Raw genomic sequence first — 25932 nt, 5'->3', positions numbered from 1 at the left:
ATTTGCCTCCCTAATGTTCTTTTTCTCCATTGTCTAGCTTATCAAGAAGTACAAAAAAAGAACAGTGCCAAGCTGACACTGTTCGTAAACTATTTAACTTATTCTGTTTTCTTTTGTCCCGTCAATTTTTCAATGTCGGTGATATCTTGCGCCACCTCGAGGCATCCCAGATACTGATCATTGTCATCATGGACGGCGTAGTAACGCAAATAGAGCTTTCTACCCATCTTTCTTGGCGTGAACCAATATGAGATCTCGTTCTTCTTACCTTCATGAAATTCCTTGAAGATCTTCTCGATGATTGGCTTGCTGGCCGGTGTGTGGCAGGAGAAGACGGAGTTGCCGATCGCGTTTTTAGAATGAGGGAAAATATTCGCACCGCCGCCGAAGTAAGCTACCTTGTCGTTAGCATCGACGAAAGTTAAAGCAAATGGCAACATGTCTAAAATTGCGGACAGTTGTTTTAGATTCAATGATCCTTCCTTGAAGTTAATGAACAAGCTGGAAAGATTATCAACCGAAATTGGGCCGGCAGCCTTTGGTTCTGCTTTTGGCTTCCAATTCATTGGTGGGTTGATCAAGGTGTAACCGATTTGCTTTTCTTCTTGCTTAACGTTTTCCCAATCTTCGGGGGATGCCACTTCATCGATCATTGGAATCATGATGTCTTCTTCTTTGAAGATCATCTCGAGTACTTCGTGGCTAGTTTCCTTGATTGCCTTATCTAATTTTTCTGCATCAATTGGATCAGTATTAGCAATCTCATTTGCTTGTTTAATTAAACGTCTAATCTTGTCATCCACGCCCCACATTACTTGTGGCGGAGCAGTGATGCCGTACTTGGTCATTAGTGGAAAAAGCGAGGTTTCTTTTCTCGCATAGTGCTTATCGATCGTGGCTAAATCAGACAATGCTTGTTTGATTTTATCTAAGGTTTCATCAGATTTGTTATCTTCCCACTTTTTCAAGTTAGGCAATAAAAAGTCATTGACCAGCGACTTGATAACCACGTTTTCCTGCTTGATTGTGTTCACCGGATGACCTGGCATGGAAAAATCAGGATTCTCCTTGTTTTCCTTGATATTGCCCCTAAACACATCAGCGTGAACGTTACACAAATATTGAATCTTGCGTGGATCCAAACCTTGTGCGATTAATTCCCGCTCTGCTGCCGTAATTTCAGATACGTCGACCTTATCGAACGCCTCCTGAAACATCTTCTTCGCTGTCGCAAAATCGCCGCCATCTTGGATATAATGCAAGATCTTAAGCAGCGCCTCTTGTCTTTCTTTACTTAAATTCGTCATTATTCAATCACCTTGTAGCCCTTTTCTTCAAAAGCCTGTTTAATCTTGTTTAAATCGATCTTCATTGCTTGTGCACCAAGCGGAATCGTCATTACTCTACCTACTGTGCTGAGCAAGCCTGGAATCTTAATTCTGGTAAAACCGCAGTCATACATAATCTGGATAAAATCAGGATATTCATCAGCCAGCTTTTTAATTGGCACAGAAAAGTCGATGACTTTTTGTTCTCTTTCAGTATCTTCGATCTCTTCTTTTTCACTTTGATCATCAAGCATCCCCAGCTGCTTCTTAGCGGCCTCAGTCATCCTCTCAGGCGACCAAACAGGATACCAGACTAATCGTACCTGACATGAATCAATGCCGTTAACGGTCAATACAGCCTGTTTAATGTGGTCTTGCAAATAAGTAGACAATGGACAACCACTGATCGTCAAAGTCATTTTTACCGTAGCCTTCGTGCCTTCAATATCAATGCCATAGATCAAACCCAAGTTAACAATATCAACCTGCAATTCAGGATCGATGACCTTTTGCAAGGCTGTCATAATTTGATCAACTAACTCTATTTTTTCTTCTTTCATCATTTTTCTCCACAAAATAAGGGTAACTGTAAATCTAATTTTACAATTACCCCTTGTTTTTATCTATTATCTATCTTTGCAATTTATCCCAAATAACGACTTTGCCAGCCTTGAGTGACTTAGGCACATCGATAATTCGTTGGTTGCTTGAACCTCTGAATTGCAAGGTCAAATCTTTCTTTGCTTCAAGGAATCGTCCATCAACCAAGATATCGATCTTCGACAGCATTTCTTTTTTATCAGGAGTTTCCTTTTGCAATTCATCCCAAGTGTAGCCTGACCAAGACCAGATGTCTTTGGTATGACCAAATTCTTTTCTCACCCGGTTGATAATTTTCAAGCAAACCCAAGTGTTCAAGAATGGTTCACCACCTAAAAGGGTCAAACCTTGCACATAAGGCTGAGACATATCTTTGATGATCTGGTCTTCAAGGTCTTGCGTATAAGGCTGACCATAGTTGAAGTTCTGCGCTGCCAAGTTGTAGCAACCCGGACAGTCAAACAAACATCCAGAAACGTAAAGGCTACATCTTACACCTTCACCATCAACGAAGTTGAACGGCTTATAGTCCGCAATCTTGTGCAAACTATGCTCTTCACTCTTCCATTCTTGTGGTTTAGGATTCTTAGGCATCGCCTTTTGCTTAAGCAACTTCTTTGCATGATCGACCTGAGGCTTATATTGATTTGAGTCAACAAATACCGTATCACCATCAATATTAACCTTGATCAAACTGCTGCGAATGTCAGGGCCTTCTTGATCGTTTTTATCTTTCTTTGGCATTTTCTTTAGTTTCCTCTTCAGCTTCTTCGCGTACCAAGCCCATGGTCATGTGCTTTACTCTGTGAGCAATTTCTTCATGACGACCGTGAACCATAGGTCTCTTCAAAGGATTACCAAGGTAGCCGCAGGTTCTCTTTACACAGTCACAAGTACGTGGATCGTGGTTGCCGCAGACTGGGCATTGGAAGCCTTTAGCAGTAGCCTTGAATTCACCGGCAAAACCACACTTGTAGCACTTGTCGATTGGGGTGTTGGTACCAAGGTAGCCTACCTTGTCGTAAGCCCAGTCCCAAACGGCTTCAAGAGCTGCTGGGTTTTGCTTCAAGTTAGGGTATTCGCAGTAGTGGATGAAACCACCAGCAGCGTATTTTGGATAATCCATTTCGAAACTCAACTTTTCAAATGGAGTTGGGTGCTTTCTAACATCGTAGTGGAATGAGTTAGTGTAGTATTCCTTGTCAGTGATGTCCTTAACCTTGCCGAACTTAGCAGTATCAAGTCTGCAGAAGCGGTCGGTCAAACTTTCACTTGGAGTTGAGTACAAGCTGTAGTGGTAGTGGTTAGGATCTTCCTCTTCCCACTTAGCACATAAGTCATGCATCTTCTTAACGATCTCAACAGTGAAGTCGTGAGCTTCCTTGTTGTGTTCCCAATCGGAACCGTAGAAGACAGTACCTACTTCGTAAAGGCCGATGTAGCCCAAGGAAATAGTGGCACGGCCGTTCTTGAAGAGGTCGTTAACGTTGCCATCTTCTGAAAGACGCTTGCCAAATGCACCGTATTGGTAAAGGATTGGTGCGTTGACTGGCTTAGCTTCGGTTACGCGGTGAGCCTTGAATTGTAAGGCTTCGTGGCAAGTTTGCATTCTAACGTCGAAGATCTTCCAGAACAAGTCCATATCGCCGTGACTTTCCATAGCGATTCTTGGCAAGTTAACAGTGACAACACCTAAGTTCATTCTGCCTGAGTTAACTTCCTTGCCGTTCTTGTCCTTCCAACCTTGTAAGAATGAACGACAACCCATTGGACACTTGAATGAGCCGGTGATTTCTTTAATCTTGTCGTAGCTCAAAACGTCTGGGTACATTCTCTTGGTTGAACATTCGATGGCAAGCTTCTTAACATCGTAGTTAGGATCGCCTGGGTGCAAGTTGAGACCCTTCTTAAGGGTGAAGAGTAGTTTAGGGAAGATCGCGGTTCTGTGTTCTTTACCCAAACCAGCAATTCTGATTCTTAAAATGTCTTTTTGGATTTCTTTTTCAATCCAAGAAGTACCAAGGCCGAAGCCCAAGCTAGTAAATGGTGTTTGACCTTGGCTTGAGAACATAGTGTTGATCTCGTATTCCAGGCTTTGCATAGCGTCGTAGATGTCTTTCTTAGTACGCTTCTTAGCAAAAGCATCTGCTTTTTCTTCATCGTCAATTAATTCTTTAGCATCCTTTAAGTGCTTTTCGTAGTTCTTTTGAGCAAAAGGAGCTAAAACTTCATCGGCACGGTCAAACGAACAACCACCGTATTGACTTGAAGCTACGTTAGTGATGATTTGGGCAACTTGGCTGGTAGCAACGCCGATTGAGTTAGGACTTTCCATGTAGGCATTACCAATCTTGAAGCCGTTGGTAAGCATTTCTTTGAAGTCGATCAAGCAGCAGTTAGACATTGGTGAAAGTGGAGTGTAGTCTAAGTCGTGCCAGTGAATGTCGCCGCGAAGGTGGGCTTTAGCGATGTGTTCAGGCATCATGGTCAAACCAACGGTCTTACCTACTGTACCAGCGGTCAAATCACGTTGGGTGCTGAAGACATCACTATCTTTATTTGCGTTTTCGTTAACGATGGTTGGGTCTTTATGAACTAAGCGTTCCAAACGGTCCTTAGTATCAATTTGTTTTTCCCATTCGGCAACGTCGTGCTTGCGGTAAGCAACATACTTTTTGGCAGCTTCAATATAGCCAAGTTCATTCAAGCTTTGTCTAAATGCGGCCGCAACATCTTGTGCCGTTACGGTGTCATCATCAAGCTTGTCCATAATCTTGCTTAAAATAATTGTCTTAACATCATCTAAGCCGAGAGCGTGAATAACCATTTCCAATTTGAATAATTCGAACGGATATTTAGAGCCGTCACGCTTAACGAACATTGTTGGTGTTTCTAGCTTTTGCTCCAATTCTTGCTTTAACATAAAGATCAACCTCTCTAAATTTATGAATCAATCTTACCATAAAACACAATATCTTGTATTCTATACATATAAAGGCGTCTACACCTTGTATTTAGCAAAAGACTGCTGTTAAGAGATTTTTAGCACGAAAAAAAGTTGGGAGAAATTTTTCCCAACTTTTTAGCACCTGTTTGTGGCAAAGGCTTTTGATTTTGTTTCTTGTTAGCTGACACTACACCTTGTGGTTTAGCTGTTGCTTGAGGATGTTGTTTGGTTTGTGTGTTATTCAATACAGTACCTTGTGGCTTAGTAGTGTTCTTTACTGCAACTGCTGGAGCGTACTTTCTACCATGTCTGTTGGTTGCATTTTCTGCGTGTGGCTTGACGGTCTTACCGTTGTCCTTAGTCTTGTTAGGCTTGTTTTCTGGTTTGACTGGAGCCGTGGTTGGTTGAGCCGGAGTCACAGGAGTTTCTGCTAGTAGCAATTTCGCCCAAATGCTTTTGAATTTCGTTTACAGCTTCTTCAGCAGAGTTAAATGCTTTAGCTGGAAGTGTTTCAACAACTTGGCCGTTGATTTCTACTTTGTATAAGTAGTGTTGGGCATTATCTTTACCAAAAACATCAGTACCTCTATTAATATTTTGAGCGCCACTCTTTACAATAACCATTAATGGTGTTGCTACCCGACTTGGGCTAAACATATTATCCGTATGAGCATTATCTTGAATTTCCCAGTTACTTAAGTTAACCAAACATTGAATCTTATAATCACTTAAGAAAGTAGAAGTAAAATTAGTTACTTTAGAAACATCCCAATTTTCCAAACCATCGATTTCAACCAAATTATGATCCATCGCAAAAGTTTGAGCTATCCTATCGACGCCAGTTGTATCCAAAGCACCAACATCAAGCTTCTGCAAGGTACCTGAACTAGCAAAGGCATAAGATAAATCAGCAGTGTTTGGAATGACTACATCGCCAACATAGGTAACGCCAGTCTTTGTCTTTACTTCAACATTGCCATCGCTTAAATTACCATAGTCTCAGTCATTAATATTTACTGCTCTTCCGGCTAAATAACCGTTAAAAGGACCCCAAAAAGGCATCTGAATATGGGCTAGCTTATACACTAGTAGCTGGAGTCGCAACAGAAATCCCCATAATAGCTGCTGCCGCAATAATACCTAACTTTTTAATTTTCATCCTTTTTTCCTCCTTGAAAAAATTCGTTGTCATTATATCATCAATTATTTATTCCAAGGATAGAAACAAAAATAAAAAAGCTTGGAAATAACTTCCAAGCTTTCTTAAATATTCAATTACTTATTTTTCTTGAAGTATTGACCCTTGTTTACTTCGTAGTACTTCTTGTAACGAGCGTAGTAGTTGTGGAACATGTACTTCATCAAAAGCCAACGCTTAAAGTTGCGGTCTTTGTCGTAAAAGACAGTAGTACCATAACGACCTTCGTGAATTAATTCTTCTGCAGTGTCCTTAGCTTCGTTTTCAAAGGCGTATTCTTTAAAGATCTTAACTGGTACACCCATCCATAAAACGTGCTTAGACTTCAACTTATTGCCGTATACGGTGTCCTTATCCTTCAAGCTGTCTTCAACGTAATCGTCGATGTACCACTTAGCCAAGTTGTAACCGTTCAAAGTTACGTAGAAGCTTGAACGACCTTGACGCAAGTTGATTTCGAAGAACTTGTATTTGCCGTCACGAGTATCGTACTTGATATCGAAGTTAGCCATACCAGTGTAGTTCAACTTTTCAAGGAAGGCTTGAACTTGTTCGTATAACTCTTCGTCGTATGCTGGCAAGATAGTCATGTAGTTACCGATTGATTGTGGGGTTGGGTCTTCCAATAATGGGTGACCTAAGCACATCATCTTAACTTGGTGGTTCTTGTCAACGTAAGCATTCAAGGTTCTCATGTTTGAGTCATCACCAGGGATGAAGTCTTGCAAAATAAGGTCTTCAGTATAACCATTGGTGTAGATCTTGCCTACGATATCCTTGAATTCATTTTCATCGTGGATGGTGAAAGTCTTCTTACGACCTTCGAATTGGCAGTTAAGCCATGAAACTGGGTCTTCTGGCTTAAGTTCTACTGGGAATTGGAATGGCACATCAGTGTACTTGCCTGACTTGTAATCATCCATAGTGATGATCTTAGTCTTTGGATACGGCAAACCATATTCTTCGGCAACTTCGTAGAAGCCTTCCTTAGAAATTAACTTTTCAAGCAAGTCGTAATCGATGTAAGGTACGATAAATACCTTGCTCAATTCTTCCTTGTGCTTTGAAAGAAGTTCCGCATAACCATCACCACAAGCAATCAAAATTACTGGTTCCTTGTGATCCTTGTAGATTTCCATCTTTTTACGCATAACATCCATAAAAGTTGGATCTGCGCTAAAACCATGGTGAAGTTCTACGTCAACAATCTTTGAATAACGGGTTGCGGCAAGTTGGGCATCAGCCATTGCCTTAACCTTGATGCCGTATGCTTCGTTGAATGAACGAGCCATACCATAAACGTTAATGTCACTACCAAGTAAAATTGGTGTAAATTTCTTACTCATTATCTTCAATAATCCCCTAAATTAAAGTAACTTACCTTGCTTAATCAAATTAGCAACTTCAGGTTGAACATGTTGGTACTTCTTAACAGTGTTTTCGTAATCTACGAAGAACAACTTGTACCAAACAAGGAAGGTGTAGATAGCCCAGATTTGTCTTCTGTGTGAGCCATCGCCTTCGTAGTTGTCATCAAGAAGCTTAATTATCTTCTTTTGATCGAAGATATCATTTACGAATTCTTCTTCGAACAAGCTGCGTACTTGCTTGTAGAAGCGTGGTTCCTTAAGCCATTGTTTGATTGGTGTTGGGAAACCAAGCTTTGGACGCTTAGCCCATTCGTCAGGCAATACCTTTTCTGAAGCCTTACGAAGTGCGTACTTGGTATCATGACGGTTTACCAAGTACTTAGTTGGGATTGAGTTAGCTAATTCTGCGATCTTCTTATCAAGATATGGCACACGAACTTCAAGTGAGTGAGCCATTGAGATCTTGTCGGCCTTTTGTTCAATATCGTTAAGCATGAAGTGGTGCAAATCGATGTATTGCATTTGCTTAACGTTGTCGATGCCCTTAACCTTCTTGAAGTCCTTTTGGTAAATGCCGTTAACAGTCAACTTGTTGCGGTAAGTTGGCTGCAAAATGCTGTTGGCATCCTTTGAGGTAAAGATAGTTGGGTAATCCATGTCGTAAATTACTGATTGACCAACGTAGAATTCACTTGGTTCAGCCAAATTGGTGTACATGTGAACTTTACCTGGGAAGTTAGGCATCTTCTTAATCTTGTGGGCCAACTTAACTTGCTTATTCTTAGGCAACTTCTTAAGTTCGCTAGTGAAGACCTTGATCAAATCATTATGGGTGTGCATCCCGTAGTTAACATAACCGGCAAACAATTCGTCGGCACCTTCACCAGAAAGCGCAACAGTAACGTGCTTACGAGCCAACTTACACAAGTACCAAAGTGGGATGATTGATGGGTTGGCATCAGGTTCATCCATGTGGTATTGCATTTCTGGGAAATCACGCATAGCTTCATCGGCGTCAACCTTGTCACTGAAGAACTTCCAGTGGTTGATGTCAGCTAAAGCCTTAGCCTTTGAAGCTTCATCGTAAGTTGAGTCGTCAAAACTTACTGAGAAAACGTCGTCTGGGTTAAGCAAAGTGGTCAAGTATGAAGAGTCGATACCTTCTGACAAGAAGGCACCAACCTTAACGTCGGCGTTTCTGTACAAGTCAACAGTTTCCTTCAAGTCATCGTTGATGCGCTTCAAAGTTTCTTCAAAGCTTAAGCTGTTTTCCTTGTATTCAGCATCCCAGTATTGGTGGGTCTTCATTTCGCCATCTTTGTATTCGAACCAGTGACCTGCTGGGAATCTGTAAACACCCTTAAAGAAAGTTTCTTCAAGGTCGTTGTATTGGTTCATGAGGTATGGCTTAACAGCTTCAACGTTCAATTCACGCTTGAACTTTGGATATTCCAAGAAACTCTTAAGTTCTGAACCAACAAGCAAGTGGCCATCTTGGTTGCTGTAGTACATTGGCTTGATACCAAAGAAGTCACGTGCACCATAAAGGGTCTTGTTGTTGTCATCCCAGATAAGGAAAGCAAACATACCACGTACCTTCTTAAGTAAACCATCCATGCCCCATTCTTCATAACCGTGAAGCAATACTTCAGTATCGGCCTTGGTAGTGAAAGTGTGGCCTGCTTTAATTAATTGTTCTCTTAATGGCTTAAAGTTGTAAATTTCACCATTAAAGATAATTGCTCTAGTTTTATCTTCATTATAAATAGGTTGCGTACCCCCACGAAGATCGATAATTGACAATCTTCTGAAACCAAGGGCAACCTCATCGTTAGTGTAGTAACCGTCGGAACTAGGTCCACGGTGCTTGATCGTAGCCATCATTTTGCCAATAACGGCCTGTTTTTCGTTTATTTTTGGATCATAAAATGCGACAATTCCGCACATATTTAAACTTCCCCTAAGCTAAATTCTCTCTACTTTATCTATACATATTTTTCTACGTTAACCTTTTTATTATAAGCTAAACACTTGTAATAGCCAAATAGCTTTACTCTTCTTTAACTAAATAAAATATACTCGCCGTCTTGCGGCAGCGCCATAGCCAAAGACTTGAATGCGGTGGCGTTTCAAATCAACGTTAACGATATAACCGGCCGCTTCATTGCTGTGGTCGATCTGCCGCTTCAAGTTCTTATTGAATTTGGTTGTTAAAGAATGTTTTGGCCCCATTAAGGCTGAGCAATTAAACAGAATATATTGGATACCATTGATGCGATATTGATCTTCGCGGTGACGGTGGCCGCAGAAGTAGGCAATGATGCGCGCATTCTTTACGTGCGTAAAGTCGAAGTCATTGGATAAACGGAATTCTGCTGGTTCACCATCGCTAGCATGCATGCGGCCCTTTTCTCTTTGATTAAAGGCAACGAGCAATTCATGCAAAGATCTACCGTTATATTTAAGGGCGTTACTGCCCTTGCGATTAATTGGGTTGGCATGGCTCATGAAGATAATCTTCTTGTTGGATGATCTAGTCAGAATTTCGATGATCTCTTCAATTTGGTCTTCACGCACGGCCAAAGTAATCTTGGCATCGTATTTCTTTTGTCCCTTATTATTCAAAACATAAGGCAAATCCGACGTATTAACGGAAATGACGCGGATATCATCGAAGTCAAAGTATGCTACACCATGTTGGCGTGAAATATAATGGATATTCTTTTGCCGGTACATGTCAGGCCACATGATATTTTCAAACTCATTTTCTGGGAATGAAGCCTTCAAATCATGTTGCTCGTCAAACTTATCATTTTCATCGTGGTTGCCCTTAATATTTAAGTAAGGAAGCGTAGCAGACTTAAACGAATTGTTTAACTTGATCAGTTCGCTTTCGCCAAGTAGACCAGCATCAGATCCATCGATCCAATCACCTAGGTGGGCCTTCATGTTAAGCAAACCTGATTTTTCAAGGTAAGAAAATTCTTGTACGTGCTGCAAACCATTCCAGCCGTAAAAATCGATACTATCCTTGTCTTTAAAGTGGGTATCGGTAATCACGCCGATATTCACTGAGTTTCTACCCTCACGAATATGCTTTTTTACTTCATTGGTAAAATCATCAAGATAATCTTCTACTAAATAGCGACGGCCCGTCTTTTTATTTCGGAAAGCACGAAAACGCCCCAGCTTTTCATTATATTTACGCACGTATTCTGGTGCGAGTTCTGCTGTATTCTCAGAGCTTAAGCCTTGACGCAAAACACCATCTTTGTCTTGATAAACGGTCAAGACAAACTTCTTGCCATCAGGCGTACCATCTTCTGGTCCCACATGGTATTCGCCAATGGTCGTGTATTTTTGCATCGGATCGAGCAAGCCCCCCTCTTTCTCGATTGCGGAACGCTTTTTTGCTCCGATGATCCTATCAACTATTCCTTTTGTTTGTTTAAAAAGATTCATTCTTTTCGCCTCAAAGACAAAAAAAGCCGGTCCAACACGAACCGACTCAAATAATTTATTCGTTGTGTGCTAAAGCGTAAGCAGCAAGTCCTATTGATAATACAGCGTCTTTAGATAATACTTCTTGTAAATCCTTGGCAGCGATTGCTTGGACTGCGCCAATAACCTTCAAGCTGTACACAATAACCCGGTAATCAGTTGCTGGGTCGTATAAATCATCTTCATATGGATTTTCATGGTTGTAAGTTAAATTGATTTCGTCCTTATCAACGTAGCCGTCAACGTGGTTCGTTAAAATACGATCATGCAAATCAGTTAACTTGTTTGCCATCTTAATCAAAGTTAATTTATGATCGCTTTCTGCTTCGTAGTATTGTTCTTCGGTCATATCGAAATAATCCTTGATCGGATTATTTAAAACGCCTAAGTTGTCGATCACCTTGTAAACAGCTTCGGCATCAAAGTCTTGTTCACCATTCAAAATCTTGTCTTGTGATAAGGCTAAATCGTCAGCCAACATCATGGTATCTAATTTTTCCATATGATCCTCCTTAAAATTCAACCCTAATTATAACAAAAAAAGCTATTTAGGCCCCTATTTCATGCATAAAAATAAAATTTCTTAGAAAAAAATTGGTATTTTTTGCGTAATAAATAGTGTAGGGTAAAAATATAGATTGAGGAGAAAAATATGAACGATCAAATTATTAGCCGCTGTCCATGGGGCGACGTTAAAGACAAGGCAATGCAAGAATACCATGACCACGAATGGGGCAAGCTTAATTTAGATGAGAAATATCTCTATGAGATGCTGGTGCTTGAACTTTTCCAATCAGGTTTGAGCTGGAGCACGATTTTGCATAAGCGCGAGAATTTTAGAAAAGCATTCAAAGACTTCAACGTGGAAAAAGTGGCGCAGATGACCGATTACGATGCGAGGATGCTCATGCAGGACAAGGGCATCATTCGCAACCATTTGAAAATAAACGCCGCAATTAAAAATGCGCGAGCAATTTTAGCAGCAAGAGAAGAACATGGCAGTTTTGCCAAATACCTGCAAAATTTCATCCCTAGCCAAATCATGCATCATCCCGAAATCGTTGATGATGTCCCTGCTTCAAACGATCTTTCCAAGAAGATTTCTAAGCAAATGAAAAAAGACGGCTTCTTCTTTGTGGGGCCAGTTATCGTTTATTCATACCTGCAAGCGATCGGCTTAATCAACGATCATTTAGAGCGCTGCAATTTCAAATACCGGGCATAGAAAAAAGAGCGAAGAATTATCTTCGCTCTTTTTGAGTTCATTAACAATTAAACTAACTTCTTACGGATCCAACCTGAAATCCAGTCAATAATGACAACCATAATGATGATACCAAGTAAGATGATACCTACACGGTCCCATTGACGATATTGAAGTGCAATGATCAATGGGTAACCGATACCACCGGCACCTACCAAACCAAGGATAGATGCAGAACGAATTGAAACATCAAAACGGTACAAGGTGTTAGAAATCAAAGCTGGCATCAAGTTAGGCATCGTAGAAAACATGATTACGTGGAACTTAGAACCACCGGCTGCAATCACAGCTTCGTTTGGTCCCTCTTCCAAGTTTTCAATGGCTTCTGAGAACAACTTGGCAAGCATACCAACTGAGTGGAAACCTAATGCCAAAACACCGGCTGCAGAACCAGGGCCTACGGCCTTGATGAACATCAAAGCAAGAACAATTTCAGGGAATGAACGGATAATTGCTAAAACAATTTTACCGATTCTCGAAGTGTACCAATGCTTGTGTCTAGTGTGAGCTGCCCAGAAGGCAAATGGCAATGAAATGATTGCGGAAATAAATGTACCTAAGAAAGCGATACAAATGGTTTGCCATAATTGTGAGATCAAGTCTTCACCTGAGCCATTGTAAACATAGCTCCAGTCCGGATGGAAAATGCCGGCGAAGATCGCACCAGCAATTTGACCAGCAGTAGCTTTAATACCACCGAAATTAATGCCGGTACATGACCAAACAATAATTACAACAGTCGCTATCGCAATCAGCCAATGCGCTGCTTGTTTCTTACGGTCAACGGGTTTAGCGGGTAATTTTTTCATTGTAGTATCCATTATTTCATTAACGCCTCCCGTGACTTAGATGATACATAGTCGATCAAAACAACAACTACGATGATAACGATGATAATCGTACCAGTTTGAGCGTAATTGAAGACTTGCAAAGTTTGTTGCAAGTTAAGACCAATACCACCGGCACCGATATAACCAAGGACTGTTGACGCTCTGACGTTGATTTCAAATGCGTATAAAACATATGAAATGAAGTAAGTGATGATTTGTGGCATAACTGCGTAATGGATAATTTGCAGCTTGTTTGCACCTACAGCAGTCAAAGCTTCAATTGGACCTGGATCAATGGTTTCGATTGCTTCGTAGAACAACTTAACAACCACACCAAAGGTGAAGACTGCCAAAGCCAAGATACCGGCAACTGGGCCGATACCTACGATAGCTACGAAGATTGCACCAAGAAGCAAGTCAGGAATAGTTCTGACGATATTCATAATGACACGAAGTACGCCAGTTACAGCCTTATTCTTAACAATATTACGGGCAATCAATAATGAGTAGATAAATGCGACAACAGATCCAATTACCGTACCCAAAACGGCCATCTTGATGGTTTCAATCAACTTAGGCCAAACAACGTTCAAGTAGCTCCAGTCTGGGTGAGACATTTGCACGAAGATATCAGCAAATTGGTTCCAGTTTTCAAACAAGACGCTAATGTGCGTGTTAGTGACGTTGATTGAAATAAATAGTCCTGCAATCATGATGATTGTCCAAACCAAGTTCATGACTTTGAACTTGCGCTTAGGCAATTGATTTATTTGTTCAGGCATTATTCTTCCTCCTCGCTGCCGTTACCACCATTGTAAATATTAGTGAAGACAGACTTAGGAGTATCTTTCATCTTGCCATCGTAAACCACTTGACCGGCACGAATACCGATTACTCGTTCACCAAATTGTTGTGCAAGTTCGATACTGTGCAAGTTAGCAACTACGGTCATGCCATATTTTTCATTAAGCATCTTCAAGTCGTTCATGACTCTCACTGAAGTTTGTGGGTCAAGTGATGCAGTTGGTTCATCGGCCAAGATGATCTTTGGATTTTGCATAAGTACACGCGCAATCGCTACACGTTGTTGTTGACCACCTGATAACTCGTCAGCACGTGCATAAACTTTATCGGCCAAATCAACTTGTTGCAAAGCTTCATAAGCCTTTTGTTTATCTTCTTTACTGAATAAGTTAAAAGTAGTCTTCCAAGTTGGGTAGTAAGCTACGCGGCCTACCAAAACATTGCGCAAAACGCTAGAACGTTTAACCAAGTTAAAGTTCTGGAAAATCATACCAATATCGCGACGTAATTCACGCAAATTCTTGCCCTTGGCACTTGTAATTGATTTGCCGTCAATCAAAATATCGCCTGAGGTAACATCGTGCAAACGGTTGATTGAACGCAGCAAAGTTGACTTACCAGCACCAGACAAACCAACAACTACTACGAATTCGCCTTTATTAATAGTTAGGTTGATGTCCTTTAAACCGACAGTACCGTTGTCGTAGATCTTGGAAACATCTTTTAATTGGATCATTGGCTTATCTGCCATTTAATCGTTAACTCCCTTAATTTGAATTATTATTTCTTAGTTGATTCAACAATCTTGTCGTATTTACGAATAACGTTGAAGTCGCTATCCTTTGCGTATGCGTAACCTTCGTGGCTATATACGCTTTCGATAACTTTCTTACCTTCCTTTGACTTACCTACAGCGATGAATGCCTTAGCAAGCTTCTTACGGAATGACTTAGACATACTTGGAATTACTGAGATAGTGTCGTTAGGAATTGGCTTAGTAAAGTAAATTGGAACAACTTGACTCATGATCTTTGGATTGTCCTTCTTAACGATGTTACGTGCATCTTCAAAGACGAAAGCTGCATCAGTATCGCCGTTTAAGACGTTCAAAACAGCTTGGTCGTGACCAGTTACAGTAACCAACTTACAATCCTTAGTTACGTCCAAACCCTTTTGCTTAAGTTCAGCAACTGGGAATACGTAGCCGGCAGTTGAAGTTGGGTTTTGAACTGAAATTGACTTACCCTTTAAGTCTTTCCAGTTCTTGATCTTTGAACCCTTCTTAACAAGGATTTCTGCACGGTAGCTCTTTACTAATTGGTTAGTTGCTTTACCACCTGGTTGCTTAACGCCGTAACGTTCAGCTTGCAAAAGCAAATCAGCTGCACCTTGCTTGTGAGCTAAAACATAACCATCTGGTGGAAGGAAACCTACATCAACTTTTTTTGATTTCATAGCTTCCACAACAGTGTTGTAGTCAGTTGACATAGAAACGTGAACAGGAATACCCAATCTCTTTGAAAGCATCTTTTCAAGAGGCTTTGCACGAGCTTGCAACTTAGTTGCGGCTTGACTTGGCACAAATTGAATAGTCAATGACTTTGGGGTATAGCCGCCCTTAGAACTATTGCTCTTGTTTGAGCAGGCAGTTGCGATTACTGCTACAAGAAGAGCAACTACTGCTACCAAGATTCTTCTAAATCTCTTCATCTTAATTTATGTCCTCCATAAACATAAAAAATAGTGATAAAACAAACTACCAACGTCACAAAAAAAGACTTAATTACGGGTCGCCAAAGACGATCAATAATTAAGTCTAATTGATAACGTTTCTAATAACTAAACGAACAGAAAAAACGTCTTTTCGAGCGAAAGACACATCATTCATTACGATAAATTGTTCTGATTGCATAAACACTGTCTTTCACTCCCCCTTATTACATTTCCACGTTCATTTTATAAAATAATACCAGAAACATTCGTGTTCTATCAAGGTATTTTGCAACTTTTTTCAAAAAAATAATCGCCAATGACTTTAGGATCATTTGACGATTATTCTTATATTAGTTCTTTTTCATAGTTGGCTTAACTGGATTGTTGGCCATATCGGTTTTAACAACCAAAACATCAGCCAAAGCGTGTTGGTTTACGTATTCAGTAACTGAACCCATCAACATTCTTTCAACGGCGTTCAAACCTGTAGCACCCATTACGATTAAAGTATCGTGGTGGTCCTTGATGAAGTCGTAAGAAATAATTCGTTTAGGACTACCATAACGAATGTGGTAATCAACATCATCAAAGTTGAAGTTGTCATGTGCCCATTTCTTCAAGCTCTTCAAGTATTCTTCAGAGTCTTGGGTCATTTGATAAATGGTATCACCAGAAATCAAGGTATCTTGCATTTCACCCATAAATTGACGTGTATCGATTACGTTTAATACATCAACATGAGCGCCATCTCTTTGGCCGATTCTAACAGCCTTATCAAAAGCTCTTTCAGCTGATTCTGAACCATCTACTGGAACTAAAATGCTTTCTTTTGCCATAATTTTCATCTCCTAAAAATGCATTAATACTTAATTCTTATTTTAGCATAATTTTGTAAGCCGTTACTTTCTAAATAATTGTTTAGTGTGAGTTTTGTTGATAAAATATTGTTCATGAATAGATTAAGGAAAGGGGAGCAATTTTTGACTAAAAAATTAACTAATCAATTAATCGGCGTCACCAGTGGCCGTAACTTCCGCGAACTTGGAGGCTACGAAACCATGTCTGGCAAGAAAATCAAGATGCACAAATTACTAAGAACTGGTAACTTAGCCGATTTATCACCATTCGACAAGCAATTCTTAACTGATTACGGTGTTAAATACGATGTCGACTTCCGTAGTAAACAAGAAGTTGATAACCAACCAGACCGTGTGCCAGATGGCGTAGAATACATCTACGATCCCGTCTTTAGCGAAGACTTGACCAATTCATCCAAGAGTTTAAACGACCTAAACAAGCAAGCTCATGATGATGCAGACTTTGGTTTCAACCATATGCACTACGCATACGAAGACATGATTGAAAGTGAATCTGCCCAAAATGCTTACCGCAAGTTCTTCGACGTTTTGCTTAAAAATACTGTCGATGGTGAAAGTGTAATCTTCCACTGTACTGCTGGTAAAGACAGAACCGGTTTTGGTGCTTTACTTGCTCTTAGTGCACTTGGCGTACCATTTAGCACTATCAAGAAAGACTACCTTTTAACCAACATCACGACTAAGGACTTCATTGACAGCATGATCGAACATGCCCGTCAAAATGGTCGTAATGAAAATGTTTTGCAATCTATTCGTGATATCCAAAGCGTTCGTGCAGAATACCTTGACCACGCAGTCAAAGTTTTAAACGACGAATACGGCAGTATCAACGACTACTTGCGTGATGTCATGAAGCTTTCAAGTGCCGACATCATGGAATTACGTGATATTTACTTAGAAGACTAATTTTTAGTCTTCTTTTTCTTTGTCCTCAAATTTTTGCTTCAAAAAAGCATAGATTGCATGCGGATCGGTGAAGTTAAAAACTTCGCGCAATTCATTGGCTGGCGTGTCGGCCAAAAAGTCCATAACACTGGCCAACAATTCGGCTTGACCATCAGGATCATTGTCTAGCAGCATGAATAAAAATTTTACTTCAAGCGGTTGTTCTGGATTAATCATATTGTGAAAAACAACTGGGGTAGTCAATGAAACTGGAACAATCAATTTGGTATTGACGAACTCCCCTTCCGTGTGCGGAATTGCGATATTAGGAATATTTTTACCCAAGGTTGAAGTGTCTAAACCTGTAGGAAAATTGTGCTCCCGTTCAACAATGTGGGATAAAAAGTTGCCCTTTACGTAGCCTTGTTCAAGCAAGTTGTCGTAGACTTCTTTTAACACTAAATCTTGCTTAGGCTGGTCTGACACGAAGACGGCGTTAGGTGCGAAAAGTTTTTTTGAATTAGTCATTGAAATTTCCTCTCTAAATGTGGAATTAACATTTTCACCATAAGTTAACAAGACGTTTTTTTCAACTAAAAAGATGATAAAGTTAACTTAATAGTTGTTTATTTTTTAGGGAGAATATCATGACAAAAACAAAGACTTTATATTTCGGTGCTGGTTGGTTCAACGAAAAGCAAAACAAGGCTTACAAAGAAGCCATGGAAGCTTTAAAGAAGAACCCTACTGTTGACTTAGAAAACAGTTACGTCCCACTTGATAACCAATACAAAGGCATCCGCGTTGATGAACACCCAGAATATTTACACGATATTGAATGGGCATCTGCTACCTACCACAATGACTTAGTTGGTATTAAGTCTTCAGACGTAATGCTCGGTGTTTATTTACCTGAAGAAGAAGATGTTGGCCTTGGGATGGAACTTGGCTACGCATTGTCTCAAGGTAAATACATCTTGCTTGTCATCCCTGACGAAGACTATGGTAAGCCAATCAACTTGATGAGTTGGGGCGTTTGCGACAACGTAATCAAGATCAGCGAATTGAAAGACTTCGACTTTAACAGACCTCGCTTCAACTTTTACGATGGTGCCGTATATTAATTTAAAAAATAAAAAAAGACAAAATAAATGACCCCTCGCAATTTCACTTGTATTGCAAAGGGTCATTTTTTATTAGAATTTGTCATGTATCTTTTGTCTTTCTACTACAGATTACATACATTCTTCAAGCGACTGCCAAATTATCATTACTCTATGTCCACCTTACAAGGTCCGGACCACTTATATTAATTATTCGTCACTTGGTGAGAAATTATTACTGTTCAATTTACAATGCCCATCGGTATCACAAACCTTTCAACTAGTAATTATTTTTCTCTTCACCAATACTATACCACCTTTTCCCAAAATTAAAAGCGCTTACATAAAAATAATTATAAAAAATGACGTTAGCTTTCTAACGCCATTTTTCTATATCTTTTATCACTAATTAAGCCTTGTATCTTGATTCACCATTCATGTAGGTTTCACTCAAAGTCATATCAGGGTTCAAGATCAAGAAGTCGGCATCTTTATCTGGAGCAATAGTACCGCACTTGTCTAAGATGTGAGCACTCTTAGCTGGAACGTAGCTGGCCATCATTACTGATTCTTCTGGAGTTACGATGTTCCAATCAACGACATTCTTGATAGCTTGCTTCAATTGCAAAATTGAACCAGCCAAGTTGTCGCCGTCCTTAAGACGAGCCATACCGTCTTTTACGTAAACTGGAAGTTCACCCAACATGTAGTCACCATCTGGCATCATACCAGCTTCCATACAGTCGGTGATTAAAGCAATGTGTTCTGGACCTACTGCATTGATCAAGGTCTTAGCCATTGATGGTTGAACGTGGTGACCATCACAGATTAATTCGTCAGTTACGTTGTTCAAAGCCATTGCAGCGTTTGAAATTGATGGAATGTGGTGGCTTGGATCTGGCATCCCGTTAAAGGTGTGAGTAAACATAGTTGCACCAGCTTCAACGCCTTCAACTGCTTCTTCAAAGGTTGCGCTTGAGTGACCTAATGAAATAACTACGCCTTCCTTAACAGCTTCGCGGATAAATTCCTTTGAGCCCTTTCTTTCAGGAGCCATTGAGATCTTGCAAAGCATGCCGTCTGAAGCATCGCGCCACTTGTTAAATTCGTTGATGTCTGGATCCATCATGTACTTAGGGTTTTCAGCACCAGCGTGTTCTTCAGTAAAGAAAGGTCCTTCAAAGTGAATACCTTGAATCTTGGCACCAGTTTCTTGACCCTTGTGGTCTGCGAACATCTTGCAGATTCTAGTCAAAGTATCGCTACCGGCAGTGATTGTAGTTGGCAGCCATGAGGTTACACCTGCGCTAAGAAGACCATTAGAAATCTTGTTGATGCCTTCCCAGTCACTCTTCATAACATCTTCACGAAGTGAACCATGGATGTGAGTATCAACTAAACCTGGAGCAACCCACTTGCCCTTGTAGTCAACGATCTTACCTTCTGGCTTTTTAGACTCAGGATAGAAAAAGCCAAACTTGCCGTTGTCTTGAACTTCAAGATAACCGCCATTTTCTGTTCTGTTTTCTAAGAAAAACTTGTCTGCATGAATGTAATAAGTCATATGTATCTTCTCTCATCAAAAAAATAATAATCGCTTTCAATATCTTTATTATATCCGATAAAATTGGTCAATACCAGTTTTAATATAATTGAACAAAAAGTTTTCTATTTTTTCGTTATAATATAGGGTAACAAGTAAAATTAGGAAGAAAGCAATATGACACAAAATACTCAAATAGAAAGACACCAATTAGGTCAGCTTATCGGTGCTAATAAACGTGATCATTATTATGAACTCCATTATTCCACTGGAGAAGTTGCTCGTCTTTATATTTTAGCTGAGGGAATATTCCGTTATTTCCTTGATCCTGCTAAAAATTTTGACGAGAATCACTCCTCTTTTGTTGACCTGGCTCAATTTGATAATAGTTACTTTGAAAAATCTAAGCCTAAGGCTACTAGCGATTCATTAATTATTCAATCTGGCAATTACCAGCTTATTTTTCAGCAAAAACCAGCCGTGATGAATATTTTTGATGAGACTTTGCACCGCAACCGCGTAATGCAGCTTAGTCCGCTTGAGCTCGATCAAAATCAAACAACTGAGATTTTGAAGCAACATAAGAATGAATTTTACTTTGGTGGCGGGATGCAAAATGGCTACTTCAGTCATAAAGGCAAGGTCATCGAAATTAAGCGTGACAAGATTACGGGTAAAGGCGGCGTGCTAAGCCAAATCCCATTTTTCTGGGCTAACTCAGGTTTTGGTGAATTGCGCAACACTGAATCAACTGGTAGCTATGACTTCGGTAAAACTGAAGCTGATGCCACGATCTTGAAGCACAACACTAACGTGTTTGATACCTTCTATCTTTTGGGCAATTCTCCTAAAGATATTTTGGCTAAATACTACACTTTGACTGGCAAGCCATTGATGCCACCTAAGTACGCATTAGGTTTGGGCCACATCGGCAACTTTTTGACCACGCTTTGGCAACCTGGCGAAGCCAAGGAAAGAAATGCCACCGTCTTTGAAGATGGCAACTACTACACTAGAACCGATAATCCAGAAGATTCTAACGGTAAGGCTTCTTTGAATGGCGAAGAAGAATATCAATTCTCTGCTCGTGCGATGGTTGATCGTTATGAGAAGCAACACTTCAAGTTAAGTTGGATTGTGCCTAACTACGAAATTCAAGACGTTAACCCAGAAGCAATGGTCAGCTTTAGCGATTATGCTTCTAGCCGCAACGTTAATGCCGGTGTTTGGAGTGGCGACGAAACGCCTAAGACAGCTCCAGATACTCCCTTTATTCAAACAACCAGCAGCAATCCTAAGACTTTAAAAGATGATGCGATTATTTTGCGTGATAACTTAAAGCGCAAGCGCCCGCTTATTTTCTCAAATACGGGAATTGCTGGTAGCCAAAGCAGAACTATTTTAGCCTTTGGCGATATTGGCGGCAATTGGGAAAATATCCCAACTCAGGTTGCCGGTTTCTTAGGTTCTAGTCTTTCAGGCCAACCTCTAATCGGTAGTGCAGTTGACGGTACCGCTGGTGGCGGCAATGCCCAAATCAGTATCCGTGACTTTGAATGGAAGGCATTCACTCCACTACTCTTTAATTTGGATGACCAAGGCAAATTCAGTAAGACGCCATTTACTTATAACAGCAAGATGACTCAAATTAATCGCGCTTACTTGAAATTGCGTGAACAACTTCGCACTTACATGTACACGTTGATTTACTGCGCACAAGTGGGTGAACCAATTATGAGACCACTCTTCTTGGAATTCCCACATGAACAAATCAACTACACGCCTCAAGTAGGTCATGAATTCATGCTTGGACCTAACTTACTGATTTCACCAATCGTTAATGGTCGTGAAGATGGCAACGGCAATTCTAGAAAAGATAACCTCTACTTGCCAAACCACCGCACAATGTGGGTTGACTTGTTCGACGGTAAGAAATACTTGGGTGGCCGAGTTTACAACAAGCAATCTTACCCATCTTGGCACTTACCTGTCTTTGTTCGTGGCGGTTCAATCTTTGACTTAGGTGAACGCAACTACGTCCTTTACCCACAAGGCCACAGCAAAATGGTTACTTACGATGATAATGGCTACAACGATTACTCAAGAAACCATGTTTCTACCCAAATCAGCAGTGATCTTGAAGCAAGCAAGTTAACTATTACGATTGATCCAACTCAAGGTGATTTCAGTACTTTCCAAACGGAAAATACAACTAACTTGAACATCATGTGTGACGGCTATCCTGATGGTTTAACCGTTAAGATCAATGATCAAGTCATCAACATGCAAGAATATGGCACAGTTGATACTTTTGCCCACGCAAAGGAAGGCTTCTTCTTCAACACCAACTACAGCTGGATGCCTGAATTTGATCAATACCAAGAAAAGAAGCAAACGGCTTTGCAAATTAAGTTGGCTAAGCGTGACATCACTGATTCTAAGATTGAAATTACCATCCGCAACTTTAGATATGGTAACGAAACTTTGGTGCACGCAATTACTGACTCTTTGCTTCGTTCACCAAAACAACCAACAGTTGATCCTGATAAGATCAGCTCACACTCATTGACGGTTGTTTGGCCACAATTGACTGATAAAGTTCAAATCGAAGTCAACGGTATTTTGCATGATGGCATTGATGGCAGTTCATTCACCTTCCATGAATTGGTACCAAATACTCGCTACACATTGCGTTTGCGTTACGTTGCAGGTAATAAGGTTTCTGAATGGTCAGAGCCATTTGGCGCAATTACTAAGCCGGACCCAATGAATTATGCGATTAACAATATCAAGGTCACTAGCAATTTAACCAGTCAAAAAGACCACCCACTTGAATATTTGACCGATTTGAAATTAGCTAGCGAATGGAAAACAGTTAATGGCGTAAGTGAAGATGAACCACTTGAATTGAACTTCAAGTTTAACCAATTAGAGCATTTAAGCCGCATGGTTTGGGTACCTCGCAAGATTGATCATCAAGGTGACCCGGTTGAGGTTAGCGTTGAAACTTCAACGGATGGTGTCAACTTTAAGCCTTATGGCGAACGTCTCACTTGGAAGTCCGACAGCAAGAATAAAGTTGTGGGCTTACGTGATGTGGCTGCTAAGACAATCAGATTGAAGGTCTACAAGTCATCTGGTCCATTTATCGCATCTAAGGAAATTATCTTCTTTAGAGAAAAGAAATAAAGCTAAATATAGTCAAACTAAAAAAGAGTTCTCTTAATTGAGAACTCTTTTTTTATTCGCCCCATTCGCTCTTTAGCCATTCCATTGCTAAATTAAACCAATGAGCTGCGTGCGGATTTTCTTGCCATTCACGGCCCTTAGTCTGCACATTATGTCGTGCCAAAGAAAAACCATGATAACCATGATTAAATAAATGCGCCTCAGTTGGTACCTTATTTTTGTTTAAAGCACCAAGATATTCGATCGAATTACCGATCAAAACAACCGGATCATCCCATGCTTGGAAAATAAATGTATCTGGCGTTTCACGTGTAACACCAAGTGAACTATCCAAAATGTCCTTTTCTTCAGGCATCTTATCCTTTTGGTCTTCTGGCACAGGAAAACCAATCTTTTCAATGTTAATTAATGGATAACCTAAAATCGACTTGTTTGGCAATACATCTTTTTTACTAAAACCATACTTAGTTTGATACTTCTCATTCACTGCCATGTTGTTAGCCACACTAGCAACGTGGCCACCTGCTGAAAAGCCAATCGTCAAAATCTTCTCTGGATCCAAATGATATTCAGCTGCATGATCTCTAAAGTACTTCACCGTAGTCAATACATCGAGCCCTGCATCGGGATAAATCTTGCCTTCATCATGAACTAAGTTGTATTCCATTACCACGCTATTAAAACCTTCATTGCTAAACGCTAAAGCAACTGGCTCACTTTCTCTTTGAGACAAGTGTTCAAAGCTGCCGCCCGGAACCACAATTGCCAAAGGACGTTTTTGTTCCACCAGCTCCGGATTTTGATCCAGCACGTAAGTATGAATTTTGAATTCACGCTGATTAAAATTAGTTAGCGTCAGATTTTCTATCTTCATGTTTCAGTCCTTTCTTACCCATTCCTCTAGATAACATAAATGATGAAAGAGGTACCGTTAATATAACACCAATTAAAGAATACATGATAATTAATGCTTCATTAACAAAAAGTTTTTCATTAACGACTTCACCTGGTGTATAACCTAAGCGGAAATACCATAAGAACAAGGATAAGAAACTACCAAACATTCCGAATAAAATAGTGTTCATGGCTGTACCTAAAACGTCGTTACCGATCGCCGTACCACTATTCATTAACTCTTCTTTGCCAATATCAGGATTGTGCTTCTTAATTTCAAGCAAACCTGAACTCATCGCTACGGCTGCTTCCGCAATCGCACCTAGAGTTGAGAAGATGGCTACAGTTACCGCGATCATTGGGTAGCTCAAGCCTGGCATCTGTGACAAACCTACCAGCAGTTCTCCTGCCTCTGGTCCAAGTCCTGCAGCTTGTGCCAAATATTGGCAGCCCCAGATAAACAAGCTCACGATCAAGCAGACCAAGAAGGCAGAATAGAATGAATTTTTCGCTACAGTATAATCGTGCGTTCCTAGGAAAATGATCGTCACTAGTTTTAGCGGAATGAAGATCAACGTCAAAATTGCAATATTGATTCCCCATGAAATCAGCATCGCTACCAAGATCAGCAGCAAGGTGTTAATCAAAACACTAAAGAAACTACGAATTCCAGTTTCACCGCCGACAATCGTCATCAAAATCGCTAAAACGATGATTAACGCCATTAGCGTACTCATTTATTCTCACCTTCTTTTTTAAACAAACTCTTCCAATCTCTATTCTTCAAGAAGAATAAACTACATCCCGTCGCAAAAATGACCGTCAAGACAATCCCAATCGCAGAAATTACACTCTGTGTGGCTCCTAGCGACAACGTAAAGCCGAAAGTAGATGCAAACGTGTTATTGTCCCGCAAGTACAAAATCGTCTCAGGCAAGGCCCCAGCGATGAAAATCAAAACCAAAACATTGATCAATGGCCCCATGATTTCTTGTCCCATGGTACGACCACTCTGGATCAATTGCTTCGTTGTGATATCCTTCTTCGTTTGAATCAATTCGTACAAACTAGAAATGATATCCGTTGCTTCATCCATTACCGCACCCAAAATTCCGATCAAGGTTTGGGCTAAAAACAATCCACGTGGATCCTGCGTTGCGTAGTCCCCAGTTTCATACTTCATTTCAGATTCGCCGGTTAACTTCATAATGACATAGCACAAGGCAAAGGAGACGAATACTCCGAGCAGTGTGGCCAGCCACGTAGCCAGCATCTTTTTATTAAAGCCTTGCACAATTAATAGACTCACGAATGAGAAGATAATGTCGGCTAGGCCAAACAATAAAATGATGTGTGCACCATTTAAATGAACGTCCCAGACAATGATCAAGTAAAAGGTAATCCAACTGAGAATCATCGAAACCACCAGCGAGATCGAATGCTTACCTGATACAGCCACCATCAAGGTCAAAGTAATCGTAACTACTAACACCAATACCCAATCACGTTTAGGATTTACGATTGCCGGATCACCTTTTTTGATGTTCACGAAAATTCGTTGCCGCGGCCGGAACTTCTGAGTCGTCAGCTGTGAAGGATAGTACACGTTTTTCGTGGTGTACGTCTCCCCTTTATTCTTACCTGACAAAATCTTCAAGTGCAAAATTTGCTGTCTGGTTTGATCCTGATTCTTATAAACGTCTTCGTTCTTTTCGATCAGCGTATCTTTGATTTGGGCATCTGTAATAAGTGCTACTTCATCCTTATGATAGATGTCTGTTGCAAAGTAGGTCAAAACCGTAAAAATTGCTCCCACTACTGCAACGATAATCGCTGCAGTATAGCGTTTTTTACATTTATGCTTCATTATTACAACTTCCTATTT

Annotated in this window: 24 protein-coding genes; 4 read left to right on the top strand and 20 right to left on the bottom strand. The window is 40.3% G+C overall.

Annotated features, from left to right (window positions below):
* Window positions 1-98: 98 nt before the first annotated feature.
* The 10 genes from WS44_RS02980 to WS44_RS02935 all read right to left on the bottom strand — a co-directional run bounded on the left by WS44_RS02980 (window position 99) and on the right by WS44_RS02935 (window position 11446).
* Entirely contained in the window at window positions 99-1307 is a 1209-nt protein-coding gene (locus WS44_RS02980) for a DUF438 domain-containing protein (protein WP_046433013.1), read from the bottom strand.
* The gene (locus tag WS44_RS02975) at window positions 1307-1888 is read right to left on the bottom strand and encodes an iron-sulfur cluster assembly protein (RefSeq protein ID WP_013437007.1); all 582 of its coding nucleotides are present in this window, start codon (window positions 1886-1888) and stop codon (window positions 1307-1309) included. Before WS44_RS02975 ends, WS44_RS02980 begins: the two co-directional genes overlap by 1 nt.
* Window positions 1889-1958: 70 nt before the next feature.
* Complete coding sequence (gene nrdG, locus WS44_RS02970; protein ID WP_013641398.1) at window positions 1959-2672, bottom strand: anaerobic ribonucleoside-triphosphate reductase activating protein; 714 nt, start codon at window positions 2670-2672, stop codon at window positions 1959-1961.
* A complete protein-coding gene (gene nrdD, locus WS44_RS02965) occupies window positions 2656-4851 on the bottom strand; it encodes an anaerobic ribonucleoside-triphosphate reductase (RefSeq protein ID WP_013641397.1) in 2196 nt (731 codons plus the stop codon). The genes nrdG and nrdD overlap by 17 nt, the downstream gene beginning before the upstream one ends.
* A 119-nt stretch (window positions 4852-4970) precedes the next feature.
* A complete protein-coding gene (locus WS44_RS02960) occupies window positions 4971-5294 on the bottom strand; it encodes a hypothetical protein (protein WP_013641396.1) in 324 nt (107 codons plus the stop codon).
* The gene (locus WS44_RS02955) at window positions 5242-5799 is read right to left on the bottom strand and encodes a BspA family leucine-rich repeat surface protein (RefSeq protein ID WP_081456844.1); all 558 of its coding nucleotides are present in this window, start codon (window positions 5797-5799) and stop codon (window positions 5242-5244) included. The genes WS44_RS02960 and WS44_RS02955 overlap by 53 nt, the downstream gene beginning before the upstream one ends.
* A 351-nt stretch (window positions 5800-6150) precedes the next feature.
* Window positions 6151-7419, bottom strand: coding sequence for a carboxylate--amine ligase (locus tag WS44_RS02950; RefSeq protein ID WP_013437001.1), 1269 nt, complete (start codon window positions 7417-7419; stop codon window positions 6151-6153).
* 21 nt (window positions 7420-7440) lie between these two features.
* Window positions 7441-9390, bottom strand: coding sequence for an asparagine synthase (glutamine-hydrolyzing) (asnB, locus tag WS44_RS02945; protein ID WP_013437000.1), 1950 nt, complete (start codon window positions 9388-9390; stop codon window positions 7441-7443).
* Between the two features lie 117 nt (window positions 9391-9507).
* Complete coding sequence (locus WS44_RS02940) at window positions 9508-10905, bottom strand: serine/threonine protein phosphatase (RefSeq protein ID WP_013436999.1); 1398 nt, start codon at window positions 10903-10905, stop codon at window positions 9508-9510.
* Between the two features lie 55 nt (window positions 10906-10960).
* The gene (locus tag WS44_RS02935; protein WP_013436998.1) at window positions 10961-11446 is read right to left on the bottom strand and encodes a hypothetical protein; all 486 of its coding nucleotides are present in this window, start codon (window positions 11444-11446) and stop codon (window positions 10961-10963) included.
* 150 nt (window positions 11447-11596) lie between these two features.
* On the opposite strand from WS44_RS02935, the gene WS44_RS02930 reads away from it, so the two are divergent.
* Window positions 11597-12169 carry a DNA-3-methyladenine glycosylase I gene (locus WS44_RS02930; protein ID WP_013436997.1) on the top strand — a complete coding sequence of 191 codons (573 nt, stop codon included), beginning with the start codon at window positions 11597-11599 and terminating at the stop codon, window positions 12167-12169.
* Window positions 12170-12216: 47 nt separating this feature from the next.
* Here WS44_RS02930 and phnE (WS44_RS02925) read toward each other — a convergent pair whose 3' ends face one another.
* The 5 genes from phnE (WS44_RS02925) to WS44_RS02905 form a co-directional block, all read right to left on the bottom strand.
* Window positions 12217-13029: a phosphonate ABC transporter, permease protein PhnE gene (gene phnE / locus WS44_RS02925; RefSeq protein ID WP_013436996.1), complete on the bottom strand. Its 813-nt coding sequence runs from the start codon at window positions 13027-13029 to the stop codon at window positions 12217-12219.
* Window positions 13029-13820, bottom strand: a complete 792-nt coding sequence (phnE, locus tag WS44_RS02920; protein ID WP_046433007.1) for a phosphonate ABC transporter, permease protein PhnE — start codon at window positions 13818-13820, stop codon at window positions 13029-13031. The genes phnE (WS44_RS02925) and phnE (WS44_RS02920) overlap by 1 nt, the downstream gene beginning before the upstream one ends.
* On the bottom strand, window positions 13820-14593 hold the full coding sequence (gene phnC, locus WS44_RS02915; RefSeq protein WP_013436994.1) for a phosphonate ABC transporter ATP-binding protein: 774 nt from the start codon (window positions 14591-14593) through the stop codon (window positions 13820-13822). The genes phnE (WS44_RS02920) and phnC overlap by 1 nt, the downstream gene beginning before the upstream one ends.
* A gap of 29 nt (window positions 14594-14622) precedes the next feature.
* Window positions 14623-15552, bottom strand: coding sequence for a phosphate/phosphite/phosphonate ABC transporter substrate-binding protein (locus WS44_RS02910; RefSeq protein WP_046433004.1), 930 nt, complete (start codon window positions 15550-15552; stop codon window positions 14623-14625).
* A gap of 353 nt (window positions 15553-15905) precedes the next feature.
* On the bottom strand, window positions 15906-16391 hold the full coding sequence (locus WS44_RS02905; protein ID WP_013436992.1) for a universal stress protein: 486 nt from the start codon (window positions 16389-16391) through the stop codon (window positions 15906-15908).
* Between the two features lie 144 nt (window positions 16392-16535).
* Here WS44_RS02905 and WS44_RS02900 point away from each other — a divergent pair, with 144 nt between their 5' ends.
* Window positions 16536-17339, top strand: coding sequence for a tyrosine-protein phosphatase (locus tag WS44_RS02900; RefSeq protein WP_013436991.1), 804 nt, complete (start codon window positions 16536-16538; stop codon window positions 17337-17339).
* Between the two features lie 3 nt (window positions 17340-17342).
* Here the strand turns inward: WS44_RS02900 and WS44_RS02895 are convergent, their stop codons facing one another.
* Complete coding sequence (locus tag WS44_RS02895; RefSeq protein WP_046433002.1) at window positions 17343-17846, bottom strand: PTS sugar transporter subunit IIA; 504 nt, start codon at window positions 17844-17846, stop codon at window positions 17343-17345.
* A 119-nt stretch (window positions 17847-17965) separates the two neighbouring features.
* Here WS44_RS02895 and WS44_RS02890 point away from each other — a divergent pair, with 119 nt between their 5' ends.
* The gene (locus tag WS44_RS02890; protein WP_013436989.1) at window positions 17966-18442 is read left to right on the top strand and encodes a nucleoside 2-deoxyribosyltransferase; all 477 of its coding nucleotides are present in this window, start codon (window positions 17966-17968) and stop codon (window positions 18440-18442) included.
* Window positions 18443-18830: 388 nt separating this feature from the next.
* Here the strand turns inward: WS44_RS02890 and nagA are convergent, their stop codons facing one another.
* On the bottom strand, window positions 18831-19985 hold the full coding sequence (gene nagA / locus WS44_RS02885; RefSeq protein WP_046432999.1) for an N-acetylglucosamine-6-phosphate deacetylase: 1155 nt from the start codon (window positions 19983-19985) through the stop codon (window positions 18831-18833).
* Between the two features lie 156 nt (window positions 19986-20141).
* Here nagA and WS44_RS02880 point away from each other — a divergent pair, with 156 nt between their 5' ends.
* Window positions 20142-23153, top strand: coding sequence for a TIM-barrel domain-containing protein (locus WS44_RS02880; protein ID WP_046432996.1), 3012 nt, complete (start codon window positions 20142-20144; stop codon window positions 23151-23153).
* A 52-nt stretch (window positions 23154-23205) separates the two neighbouring features.
* On the opposite strand, the gene WS44_RS02875 is transcribed toward WS44_RS02880, so the two are convergent.
* The 3 genes from WS44_RS02875 to WS44_RS02865 are packed head-to-tail and all read right to left on the bottom strand — an operon-like array spanning window position 23206 to window position 25914.
* Entirely contained in the window at window positions 23206-24027 is an 822-nt protein-coding gene (locus WS44_RS02875) for an alpha/beta hydrolase (RefSeq protein ID WP_046432994.1), read from the bottom strand.
* Complete coding sequence (locus tag WS44_RS02870; RefSeq protein ID WP_013436985.1) at window positions 23999-24784, bottom strand: YibE/F family protein; 786 nt, start codon at window positions 24782-24784, stop codon at window positions 23999-24001. The genes WS44_RS02875 and WS44_RS02870 overlap by 29 nt, the downstream gene beginning before the upstream one ends.
* Window positions 24781-25914, bottom strand: a complete 1134-nt coding sequence (locus WS44_RS02865) for a YibE/F family protein (RefSeq protein ID WP_013436984.1) — start codon at window positions 25912-25914, stop codon at window positions 24781-24783. Before WS44_RS02865 ends, WS44_RS02870 begins: the two co-directional genes overlap by 4 nt.
* Window positions 25915-25932: the final 18 nt, after the last annotated feature.

The sequence above is a fragment of the Lactobacillus sp. N54.MGS-719 genome (assembly GCF_000980505.1).
Taxonomy (GTDB): domain Bacteria; phylum Bacillota; class Bacilli; order Lactobacillales; family Lactobacillaceae; genus Lactobacillus; species Lactobacillus amylovorus.
The sequence above is the reverse complement of the archived record's forward strand: the minus strand, read 5'-3'. Positions and strand labels throughout refer to the sequence as shown.

Excerpts from the sequence above, each read along its gene's own strand:
- nrdG (WP_013641398.1), bottom strand. The coding sequence starts at position 2,672 with ATGCCAAAGAAAGATAAAAACGATCAAGAAGGCCCTGACATTCGCAGC.
- WS44_RS02880 (WP_046432996.1), top strand. The coding sequence starts at position 20,142 with ATGACACAAAATACTCAAATAGAAAGACACCAATTAGGTCAGCTTATC.
- WS44_RS02905 (WP_013436992.1), bottom strand. The coding sequence starts at position 16,391 with ATGGCAAAAGAAAGCATTTTAGTTCCAGTAGATGGTTCAGAATCAGCT.
- asnB (WP_013437000.1), bottom strand. The coding sequence starts at position 9,390 with ATGTGCGGAATTGTCGCATTTTATGATCCAAAAATAAACGAAAAACAG.
- WS44_RS02950 (WP_013437001.1), bottom strand. The coding sequence starts at position 7,419 with ATGAGTAAGAAATTTACACCAATTTTACTTGGTAGTGACATTAACGTT.
- WS44_RS02930 (WP_013436997.1), top strand. The coding sequence starts at position 11,597 with ATGAACGATCAAATTATTAGCCGCTGTCCATGGGGCGACGTTAAAGAC.
- WS44_RS02910 (WP_046433004.1), bottom strand. The coding sequence starts at position 15,552 with ATGAAGAGATTTAGAAGAATCTTGGTAGCAGTAGTTGCTCTTCTTGTA.
- phnE (WP_013436996.1), bottom strand. The coding sequence starts at position 13,029 with ATGGATACTACAATGAAAAAATTACCCGCTAAACCCGTTGACCGTAAG.
- WS44_RS02865 (WP_013436984.1), bottom strand. The coding sequence starts at position 25,914 with ATGAAGCATAAATGTAAAAAACGCTATACTGCAGCGATTATCGTTGCA.
- WS44_RS02940 (WP_013436999.1), bottom strand. The coding sequence starts at position 10,905 with ATGAATCTTTTTAAACAAACAAAAGGAATAGTTGATAGGATCATCGGA.
- WS44_RS02870 (WP_013436985.1), bottom strand. The coding sequence starts at position 24,784 with ATGAGTACGCTAATGGCGTTAATCATCGTTTTAGCGATTTTGATGACG.
- nrdD (WP_013641397.1), bottom strand. The coding sequence starts at position 4,851 with ATGTTAAAGCAAGAATTGGAGCAAAAGCTAGAAACACCAACAATGTTC.
- nagA (WP_046432999.1), bottom strand. The coding sequence starts at position 19,985 with ATGACTTATTACATTCATGCAGACAAGTTTTTCTTAGAAAACAGAACA.
- WS44_RS02975 (WP_013437007.1), bottom strand. The coding sequence starts at position 1,888 with ATGAAAGAAGAAAAAATAGAGTTAGTTGATCAAATTATGACAGCCTTG.
- phnE (WP_046433007.1), bottom strand. The coding sequence starts at position 13,820 with ATGCCTGAACAAATAAATCAATTGCCTAAGCGCAAGTTCAAAGTCATG.
- WS44_RS02935 (WP_013436998.1), bottom strand. The coding sequence starts at position 11,446 with ATGGAAAAATTAGATACCATGATGTTGGCTGACGATTTAGCCTTATCA.
- WS44_RS02890 (WP_013436989.1), top strand. The coding sequence starts at position 17,966 with ATGACAAAAACAAAGACTTTATATTTCGGTGCTGGTTGGTTCAACGAA.
- WS44_RS02875 (WP_046432994.1), bottom strand. The coding sequence starts at position 24,027 with ATGAAGATAGAAAATCTGACGCTAACTAATTTTAATCAGCGTGAATTC.
- WS44_RS02980 (WP_046433013.1), bottom strand. The coding sequence starts at position 1,307 with ATGACGAATTTAAGTAAAGAAAGACAAGAGGCGCTGCTTAAGATCTTG.
- phnC (WP_013436994.1), bottom strand. The coding sequence starts at position 14,593 with ATGGCAGATAAGCCAATGATCCAATTAAAAGATGTTTCCAAGATCTAC.
- WS44_RS02895 (WP_046433002.1), bottom strand. The coding sequence starts at position 17,846 with ATGACTAATTCAAAAAAACTTTTCGCACCTAACGCCGTCTTCGTGTCA.